The sequence below is a fragment of the Streptomyces mesophilus genome (assembly GCF_011044995.1).
Lineage (GTDB): Bacteria > Actinomycetota > Actinomycetes > Streptomycetales > Streptomycetaceae > Streptomyces > Streptomyces mesophilus.
Window position 1 is genome coordinate 1 of record NZ_JAAKZW010000304.1, and the last position, 8,344, is coordinate 8,344.

The following is an 8,344-nucleotide window of genomic DNA, read 5'->3' on the forward strand; positions in this document are numbered from 1 at the left end:
GACCGGCTGCCCACAGGACCGGCCCAACCGCAGGCGGCGCCCTGAACGGCGGCCTCGTGAAATCCCCTCGACAGGCCGACACCCGAAGCACTGTGATGGCCCCAACTGCCCGCCGCAGGGCGCGGGCCGGCGTCAGGAGCCGCAGTTGGCCGGTACGGATATCCGCCCCGAGATCACCACGGCGCTGGTCAGGCGGCTGGTCGACACTCAGTTCCCGCAGTGGTCCGGGTTGCCCCTCACGCTTGTGGACCCGGCCGGCTCCGACCATGTGATCCACCGCCTCGGGGACGAGCTGTCCGTGCGGCTGCCCCGCCAGGCCGGAGTCATCGGGCAGGCCGCCAAGGAAGCGCGCTGGCTGCCCCGGCTCGCGCCGCATCTGCCGCTGCCCGTCCCCGTTCCGGTGGCGGTGGGCGAGCCGGGCCTCGGCTACCCGTGGCCCTGGGCGGTGACGCGCTGGCTGGACGGCGAGGTGGCGACCGCCGAGACGCTGGGCGACTCGGCCGAGGCCGCCGTCGGACTGGCCCATTTCCTGGTCGCCCTCCAGCAGTTCACGACCGAGGGCGCCTCGCCGGACCTCTCCGGCGCGCCGCTGGCGGCCCGCGACCAGGACACCCGCGCCGCCATCGCCGAGACCGACGGCGTCTTCGACGCCGAGGCGATGACCGCGCTGTGGGACGCGGCGCTCCACGCCCCCGGCCGGCAGGGCCCGCCGGTCTGGTTCCACGGCGACTTCCACACCGGCAATCTGCTCACCGTCGACGGCCGCCTCGGCGCGGTCATCGACTTCGGCGGCCTCGGTGTCGGTGACCCGGCCCCCGACCTGATGATCGCGTTCACGCTGCTGTCCGCCGACAGCCGGGCCGCCTTCCGTACGGCGCTCGGTGTGGACGACGCCACTTGGCTGCGGGGCCGCGGCTGGGCCCTGGCCACCGGACTGAACGCCTACACCGCGTACGCCGCCGTCAGCCCCCGTATCGCCGCACAGACCACCCGCCAGATCACCGCGGCTCTCACCGGGTGAGACACCTCGCGCCAATCGCAGCCGCAGACGCCACGCGCCAATCGCAGCCGCAGACGCCACGCGCCCACCGCGGCCGCAGGCACCTCGCGCCAATCGCGGCCGCGAAGCTCAGAACTCCCTCAAGCCATGGCCATATCGATGGACGGGCCACCTATCCCGTGACTTAAGGTCGCGATCATGCCCGACATACCCCTGACCGTCATCGTCCTGCTCTGCCTCGCCGCCGCGGCGGCCGGCTGGATCGATGCGGTGGTGGGCGGCGGGGGACTGCTGCTGCTTCCCGCGCTGCTCGTCGGGCTCCCCGCCGGCACCCAGGCGACCACCGCGCTCGGCACCAACAAGGCGGTGGCAATCGTCGGCACGACCGGTGCGGCCGTGACCTATGTCCGCAAGACACCGATCGACGTCCGTACGGCGATCCGCATCGGACTCGCCGCCCTGGCCGGTTCGATGGGCGGCGCCGCGCTCGCGGCCGGGATGAGCACCGAGGTCCTGAAGCCGATCGTCATGGTGGTGCTGCTCGGTGTCGCCGCCTTCGTGATCCTCAAGCCCTCCTTCGGCTCCGCGCCCGCCACGGGACCGGCCACCCGCCGGCAGATCTGGGCCGCGATCGGGATCGCCGGTCTCGGCATCGGCTTCTACGACGGGCTCATCGGACCCGGCACCGGCACCTTCCTGGTCCTGGCCCTGACCGCCGTACTCGGCCTCGACCTGGTCCGTGCCTCGGCCACCGCGAAGATCGCCAATGTCTGCACCAACGCCGGCGCCCTCGGGATCTTCGCCTGGCAGGGCGCGGTCCTGTGGCAACTGGCCGCCCTGATGGCCGTCTTCAACCTCGCGGGCGGCACGGTGGGCGCCCACACCGCGCTCAAGAAGGGCAGCGGGTTCGTGCGGATCGTGCTGCTCGTCGTCGTGTTCTCGCTCGTGGCGACCATGGCGTACGAACAGTGGATCAAGTAGGCGGTCAGCGCACACCCGTGAGGTGGGCGAAGACGACCACGTTCCCCAGATAGCCGGTCTTCTTCGAGTAGCCGCCCCCACAGGTGATCACCCGCAGTTCGGGGCGCTCGGCCGCGCCGTACACCTTGTCGTCGGGGAAGGCGCGGCTGTCGTAGACCTCGACCGCGTCGACCGTGAACACGGCGGTCCGGCCGTCGGTACGGCGGACCTCGACCGGCTGGCCCTTCTTCAGGGCGCCGAGCGCGTAGAACACGGAGGGGCCCTCGGCGTTGTCCACATGCCCGGCCACGATCGCGGTGCCGCGGTCGCCGGGCGTCGTGCCGGACTCGTACCAGCCGGCCAGGTCGCGCCGCGCGGCGGGCGGTACTTCGAGGCTTCCGTCCTTGGTCAGACCGAGGCCGGTCAGGGGGGCGTCGACCTTGATCGACGGGATGGTTATACGGGTCGGCGGTGACGGCGGCAGCGCGGGCGCACCGGTCTCCTGCGCGGGCGGCCCGCCACCGTCGGCGGCCTGCGCGGCGGACGGCTGGGGCGGCGTCGTGCCGGCGGTGCCGTGCTGGAGGAGCCACACCCCGCAGCCGAGCGCGAGCACGGTCACCGCGGCTATCGCCACGTTCAGCGAGCGCCGCAGCCCGGGGCCGCGCCCGCTCGTGCCTCCGGGGCCGGAGGAGTCGTACGCCATCGTGCCCCCTCAGTGGGTTCGTCGGCCGCGCCCTGAGCGCCTGAGCCACAGCCCCTCGTCCCCCTCCGGGCCGCGTGCGGTCGCGTCGTCGGAGGGGGCGGGGGCGGCGGTACCGGTGGACAGCGGAGGGTGTCCGTCAGATCCCGTCGCCTCTCGCCCGGCGATGCAGGAGCCAGGTACCGCCCGCGGCGGCGACGGCCAGGGCCGCCACACCCGCCGCGGTCTGCACGGGGTCGGGGCCGAGTGCGCCGCCGACCCCCGTCTTCACATGTCCCTTCGGAGCGACCTGCTGTTTCTCGGTGGCTGTGAGCGTGACGATCAGATCGCCCGACACCTCCGCGCCGCCCGCGCACTTCGCCCGGATCGCATACGTGCCGGGCGAGGCCGAGTTCGGCACCGTGAACCGGCCCACCGCGTCCTGGGCGTGGGTGGTGGGCTGCAGTTTGAAGCCGCCGGCGCCCACGGCGCTGGCGTCACCGGCCGCGGTGCCGCTGGTGCCGCAGGCGGGGGTGTTCGCCGTGACCGTCGCGCCCGGGGTGACGCTCGTCGGGTACAGCTCGAGCGACCCGGTGCCCGTGCTGTCCGCGACTGCCGGCGCCGCCGCCAAGCCGGCCGACAGAACGAGTGCGGATGCTGCGAACAGACGGGTGGCGGCGATGCGCATGGGGCTTCCTCCGGCAGCGCGCGGCCCGCAGCACCCCCTGTGCCGCCGTCTCGGTCGCGCCCTTGCTTACGAGGAAAGTGGCACTGGGCCCCGTACGCCTGTCGACCAAGCGTCAGATGTCCGCGGTACCGGCCGCCCCGGGCCGGTGTCCGAGGAGTTCCAGCAGGTCATCGCCGTGCGCGTACGGGCTTGGACGAGTTGGCCGCGGCGCCTGTGAACGGGTGACGCGGCTCGGGCGACGGGTGGCGCGGCTCGGAGCAGCGGGTGACCCCGCTCAGAGCGTGTCCCAGGGGACCGCCGCGTGGATCTCCCCGAGCCGTTCCATCAGCTTCTCGTCCACGGCGAACGCGGTGTCGTCGATCCGGCTGACGGGCGCGAGGCCCTGGGAGTTGGTGACGAAGGCCGCCCGGAAGGCGCCGAGGCCGTCGAGGGTGACCCGCGCGCGGCGCGAGGGCAGCCCGGCCGCGTCGAGCCGCGGCTCGATCAGCTGCATCGTGATGCCGTCGAGGGAGGGTCCTGCCGGCCAGACGACACCGGTGTCGTCGAGGAAGCCGACGTTGGTGACGGCCCCTTCGAGGACCGTGCCGTCGTCCTCGACGAGCAGCGCGTCGTCGAACCCGGCGGCCTGTGCCCGCTGCCCGTAGTAGCCCTGCCCGAACCCGCCGAGGTGCTTGATATGCGCGGCCGGCCGCCGGTACGCGACGGACTGCAGCGCCTGTGCCGCGGTGGACATCTGCTGCGGTCCGCGCACCGTGACCATGACCGTCGGGGTGGTCTCGGGGCAGTGCACATGGACGCGTACGGAGGCGTCGCGGTACTCGTCCCCGAGCGCCTGCCGGATGAGGGCGCGCACCCGCTCACCGTCGAGCTCCTTCTCCCACAGTTCGTACGTCGCCTTCCGCAGCCGCTCCAGATGCAGCGCGAGCCCCTGGGTGGCGCCGCCGCGCACCTGCAGCGCGGTGAAGTGCCCGTACGCGGTGGTGGCGGGGTGCAGCAGGGCCTCGGTGTCGGCGGGACGGCCGTCGATCTCGATACGGAGCAGGGGGAGTGGGGTCATGGGGGAACGGTAGACGCGCCGCCCGGCGCCGTCAGCCCTCGGTCCCGTGCCCGTCGGAGTCACCGCTCGGTCCCGCGCCCTTCGCGGTCAGCCCTCCGTCCCGCACTCGGCCGGTGTGCAGGCCGGGTCCTCCTCCAGGAGGCGGCGCGGCCCCGGCCCGTGGGCGCCGAGTGCGTCGTACGGGTTCGAGAGGCGGCAGCGGTCGATCGACAGACAGCCGCAGCCGATGCAGTCCGTCAGGTTGTCCCGCAGCCGCTGCAGCGTCCGGATCCGCTGGTCCAGGTCGTCGCGCCAGCACTCCGAGATCCGCGCCCAGTCCTCACGGGTCGGGGTGCGGTCCTCGGGCAGCAGCGCGAGCACCTCGCGGATGGTGGCGAGCGGGATGCCGAGCTTCTGCGAGGTGCGGATGAAGGCGACGCGGCGCAAGGTGTCGCGGCTGTAGCGCCGTTGGTTGCCGGTGGTCCGGCGGGAGGTGATCAGCCCTTCGCGTTCGTAGAACCTGAGCGCGGAGGGCGCGACTCCGCTGCGTTCGGCCAGTTCTCCGACGGTGGCTTCCTTGGCGTCCCAGGCGAGAGAAGTCATGTGCGCAAGGCTAGCTTGACCTGAACCATGGTTTAAGTATGAGGCTGAACCGCATGACAACCGTTGCTGAACCCGCAGCCCTGTCCGTCGCCGCCGACCGCTCCCCGGTGAAGCTCGCCCTGGTGATCGGCTCCAACCGGCACGGCCGCTTCGGCCCCGTGATCGCCGACTGGTTCCTCTCCCGGGCCCGCGCACGTGCCGATCTCGACATCGAGGTCGTGGACCTGGCCGAGCACGACCTGCCCACCGCCCTGTCCCACCAGCCCTCCGCCGAAGTCCAGGAGCGGCTCGCCGCCGTGACCCCGAAGCTCGCCGCCGCCGATGCCTTCGTGGTGCTCACGCCCGAGTACAACCACTCGTTCCCGGCCGCCCTCAAGAACCTCATCGACTGGCACTTCACCGAATGGCAGGCCAAGCCCGTCGGCTTCGTCTCGTACGGCGGAGTCTCCGGCGGTCTGCGCGCGGTCGAGCAACTGCGAGCGGTGTTCGCCGAGTTGCACGCCGTCACCGTCCGCGACACCGTCTCCTTCCACAACGCCTTCGGCGACTTCGACGAGCAGGGCGGCCACCGCGATCCGACCGGGTGCGACGCCGCCGCGAAGCTGCTGCTCGACCGCCTGACCTGGTGGGCGCTGGCCCTGCGCGAGGCCAAGGCGGTGCGCCCGTACTGACGTGGCGAGTCAGCCCCCGGGCCCGAACCGGCGTGCTGAGTCAGCCCTCGGGAAGGACGACGGTGGCCAGCGCGCCGCCGTCGTCCGCATTGCTCAACGCGACCCGCGCGCCGATCACTTCGGCCTGCCCGAGCGCGATGGTCAGACCGAGCCCCGTGCCCTGGCCGCGCTCCTTCGCGCCGGTCAGGAAGCGCTGCGGACCCTCGGCGAGCAGATGCCCGGGGAAGCCGGGGCCGTGGTCGCGCACCGTCACCGAGGCGCCCGACACGAGGATCTCGATCGGGGCGCAGCCGTGCCGCCGCGCGTTCACGATCAGGTTGGTCAGAATGCGCTCCAGGCGGCGTGCGTCGGTCCGCACCAGCGCATCCGTGCCGCTGGTGAACTCCGCCTTGTAACCGGCCCGTTGAATGATCCCCTCCACCAGCTTCCCGAGTGGATGCACCTCGAGATCGGGCTGCTCGATCCGCGCGTCGAGCCGGGCGACTTCGAGCAGATCCTCGGTGAGCGTGCGCAGCGCGGCCACCCGGTTGCGTACGAGTTCGGTGGGCCGGCCCGGCGGCAGCAGTTCGGCGGCGGTCTGCAGTCCGGTCAGCGGGGTGCGCAGTTCATGGGCGACGTCCGCGGTGAACCGCTGCTCGGCCTCGAGGCGTTGCTGCAGCGTCGTGGCCATCGTGTCCACGGCGCAGGCGAGTTCCGCCACTTCGTCCTTCGTACGAGGAGGGCGCGGGTGGTTGATCCGGGCGTCCAGATCGCCTCCGCTGATCTTGCGCGCCGTGGCCGCCGCCGTCCGCAGATCGCGGCTCACCCGGCTGGCCAGGGCGCCGCCGCCGAGTGCCGCGAGCGCCACGACGACCGTGCCCCAGGCGATCAACTGCCGGTCCAGATCCCGCAGTTCGTCGCGCACCTCGTCCAGCGGCAGCTTCACCGAGAGCACCGACTTCTCACCGATCGGCCGCGCCGCCCAGACCGCCGGATGCCGGGCGTCCAGCTCCAGATAGGTCGTCCGCCGCTTCTCCAGGGCCGCCTTGCGCAGGGGGGACGGCAGGGCGGGGGAGTCGACCGCGGCCGCCGAGTCCTCGTGGTCGACGCTGCCGGTCGCCACGTACACCTTCCGTACGCGGATCAGTTCGGCGGTCGCGTTGGCCCGCGCCTGGTCGGAGATCTGCTCGTAGCGGGCGTGGTGGATCAGACCACCGATCGCGAGCGCGACCAGGGCGCAGCCGGAGGCGAGCAGCGCGGCGATCTTCCAGCGCAGGCCGAGACCGTTGAGCCTGGCGCGCATCCGGCGGGTCATCGGCCGGACTCTTCACGGGATCCGCCGGTGGGCCCGTCCGTGGACCCGCCCGCGGCCCCGTCGGCGGACCCGTCCGTGGGGCAGGGGCGGGTGTGATCGCGCGGGTGCGAGGACGAGGGGGAGGCGGACTGGTTGCGCGGATAGGTCGTGGTGTCGCTGAGCGCGGCGAGCTGCACCCCGTTCCAGTGGTAGCGCACGGCGTTCTCGCCGCCTTCCTTCGGGGTGCGCAGGAGCAGATCGCTGCCGACCGTCTCGATGCACGGCCGCTGCCCGCCGGACTTGAGGATGCGGTACGCCTTGCCGTCGCGTGCCGTGTAGACCGCGACGACCGTACGTCCGGAGGGGGTGTCGACGGCGACGACCAGTTCGGGCCGGCCGTCCCCGGTCAGATCGACGAGGCGCGGCGGCCGGATGCCGGAGCGGCCCGGTCCGGAGATGTCACGGAGCCGGGCGTAGCCGCGCATGTCCGGGTCCGCGCGCAGCACATCGCGTACGGCCGTCTTGGCGAAACCGTCCTCGGGCACGGAGAGACCCTTGAGCGCCGCCGGCGGTTCCTGTCCTGCCGCCCCGTCGCCGAGCGCTTTCGGCAGCGACTCCGACCAGGCCGGCCATACGGCCTCGGGGTGCGGCTGCTCGGATACGGCGGGGGCCGGAGTGCCCGCGTCGAGACCGTTGCGGTCCCCACAGCCCGCGAGCAGCGCGGCGGCCAGGGCGGCTACGGCCACGGCCTGCGGCAGGTGGCGGGGACGGGAGTTCATGGCGTGCGGTCCAGGTAGGTCTCGCGGGCTCCGGAGCGGGGGGTGGTGGCCGACCAGGGGGATGCCGGGGATTCGGCGAGGGGTCGGCCACCACAATGGAACGGTAAAGGGCGTGCATCACGGAAACCCGCCCGTTATGTAACAGTCAGGGCCAGTAGTGACGAATACCGACAAATAGGGACTTTCGTCCTGGGGTTCCAGGGCAACTCGACTGCGGAAAGGAAGGCGTGGACGTGAGTATGGGCACGGGTGCGGGGGACGGTACGGGAGGCAAGGGCGAGGACGGTGCGGAGCTGTCCGCGGCCTCCGGTGTGTGGACGGTTCTGACGACGACGGACGCGGCGCTCAAGGCCCAACTGCTCGCGCGCGGTGCGGTCGACGCACGGCTCGCGGCCTGTGCGCAGATCTCCGCGCCGGTCACGTCGGTGTACCGCTGGGAGGGGAAGCTCGAGACGTCCGAGGAGTGGCAGATCCTGTTCAAGACCACGGCGGAGCGCTATCCGCACCTGCAGGAGTGGCTCCAGGAGGCGCACGACTACGACACCCCCGAGATCATCGCGACCCCGGTCGCGGCGGGCAGCGCGGCGTATCTGGACTGGGTCCGCAGGGAGACGACTCCGTGAGGGGAGCCGACGGGGCGGGGAGCGGGGCCGAC

10 protein-coding genes are annotated in these 8,344 nt (G+C 72.5%); 4 read left to right on the forward strand and 6 right to left on the reverse strand.

The window, feature by feature from the left end:
* Positions 1–145: 145 nt before the first annotated feature.
* Together G6045_RS37325 and G6045_RS37330 are read left to right on the forward strand one after the other, a co-directional pair.
* The gene (locus G6045_RS37325) at positions 146–1,021 is read left to right on the forward strand and encodes an aminoglycoside phosphotransferase family protein (protein WP_165336683.1); all 876 of its coding nucleotides are present in this window, start codon (positions 146–148) and stop codon (positions 1,019–1,021) included.
* Between the two features lie 177 nt (positions 1,022–1,198).
* Positions 1,199–1,981 carry a sulfite exporter TauE/SafE family protein gene (locus G6045_RS37330; protein WP_165336684.1) on the forward strand — a complete coding sequence of 261 codons (783 nt, stop codon included), beginning with the start codon at positions 1,199–1,201 and terminating at the stop codon, positions 1,979–1,981.
* A gap of 4 nt (positions 1,982–1,985) precedes the next feature.
* Here G6045_RS37330 and G6045_RS37335 read toward each other — a convergent pair whose 3' ends face one another.
* The 4 genes from G6045_RS37335 to soxR form a co-directional block, all read right to left on the reverse strand.
* A complete protein-coding gene (locus tag G6045_RS37335) occupies positions 1,986–2,612 on the reverse strand; it encodes a class F sortase (protein WP_165336690.1) in 627 nt (208 codons plus the stop codon).
* Positions 2,613–2,799: 187 nt separating this feature from the next.
* Positions 2,800–3,327: a hypothetical protein gene (locus tag G6045_RS37340; protein WP_165336685.1), complete on the reverse strand. Its 528-nt coding sequence runs from the start codon at positions 3,325–3,327 to the stop codon at positions 2,800–2,802.
* Positions 3,328–3,601: 274 nt separating this feature from the next.
* Positions 3,602–4,384 (reverse strand): aminotransferase class IV, encoded by a 783-nt coding sequence (locus G6045_RS37345; RefSeq protein ID WP_165336686.1) that lies wholly within the window; start codon positions 4,382–4,384, stop codon positions 3,602–3,604.
* A gap of 87 nt (positions 4,385–4,471) precedes the next feature.
* Positions 4,472–4,966 carry a redox-sensitive transcriptional activator SoxR gene (soxR, locus tag G6045_RS37350; RefSeq protein ID WP_165336687.1) on the reverse strand — a complete coding sequence of 165 codons (495 nt, stop codon included), beginning with the start codon at positions 4,964–4,966 and terminating at the stop codon, positions 4,472–4,474.
* A gap of 53 nt (positions 4,967–5,019) precedes the next feature.
* Here soxR and G6045_RS37355 point away from each other — a divergent pair, with 53 nt between their 5' ends.
* Positions 5,020–5,637 (forward strand): NADPH-dependent FMN reductase, encoded by a 618-nt coding sequence (locus G6045_RS37355; RefSeq protein ID WP_235968548.1) that lies wholly within the window; start codon positions 5,020–5,022, stop codon positions 5,635–5,637.
* A gap of 40 nt (positions 5,638–5,677) precedes the next feature.
* On the opposite strand, the gene G6045_RS37360 is transcribed toward G6045_RS37355, so the two are convergent.
* Together G6045_RS37360 and G6045_RS37365 are read right to left on the reverse strand one after the other, a co-directional pair.
* Positions 5,678–6,931, reverse strand: coding sequence for a sensor histidine kinase (locus G6045_RS37360; protein WP_235968549.1), 1,254 nt, complete (start codon positions 6,929–6,931; stop codon positions 5,678–5,680).
* A complete protein-coding gene (locus G6045_RS37365) occupies positions 6,928–7,689 on the reverse strand; it encodes a hypothetical protein (protein WP_165336689.1) in 762 nt (253 codons plus the stop codon). Before G6045_RS37365 ends, G6045_RS37360 begins: the two co-directional genes overlap by 4 nt.
* 239 nt (positions 7,690–7,928) lie before the next feature.
* Between G6045_RS37365 and cutA the strand changes: the two genes are divergently transcribed.
* Entirely contained in the window at positions 7,929–8,312 is a 384-nt protein-coding gene (cutA, locus tag G6045_RS37370; RefSeq protein ID WP_165336692.1) for a divalent-cation tolerance protein CutA, read from the forward strand.
* The last annotated feature ends 32 nt before the right edge of the window (positions 8,313–8,344 follow it).

Excerpts from the sequence above, each read along its gene's own strand:
- G6045_RS37330 (WP_165336684.1), top strand. The coding sequence starts at position 1,199 with ATGCCCGACATACCCCTGACCGTCATCGTCCTGCTCTGCCTCGCCGCC.
- G6045_RS37340 (WP_165336685.1), bottom strand. The coding sequence starts at position 3,327 with ATGCGCATCGCCGCCACCCGTCTGTTCGCAGCATCCGCACTCGTTCTG.
- G6045_RS37345 (WP_165336686.1), bottom strand. The coding sequence starts at position 4,384 with ATGACCCCACTCCCCCTGCTCCGTATCGAGATCGACGGCCGTCCCGCC.
- soxR (WP_165336687.1), bottom strand. The coding sequence starts at position 4,966 with ATGACTTCTCTCGCCTGGGACGCCAAGGAAGCCACCGTCGGAGAACTG.
- G6045_RS37355 (WP_235968548.1), top strand. The coding sequence starts at position 5,020 with ATGACAACCGTTGCTGAACCCGCAGCCCTGTCCGTCGCCGCCGACCGC.
- G6045_RS37360 (WP_235968549.1), bottom strand. The coding sequence starts at position 6,931 with ATGACCCGCCGGATGCGCGCCAGGCTCAACGGTCTCGGCCTGCGCTGG.
- G6045_RS37365 (WP_165336689.1), bottom strand. The coding sequence starts at position 7,689 with ATGAACTCCCGTCCCCGCCACCTGCCGCAGGCCGTGGCCGTAGCCGCC.
- cutA (WP_165336692.1), top strand. The coding sequence starts at position 7,929 with ATGGGCACGGGTGCGGGGGACGGTACGGGAGGCAAGGGCGAGGACGGT.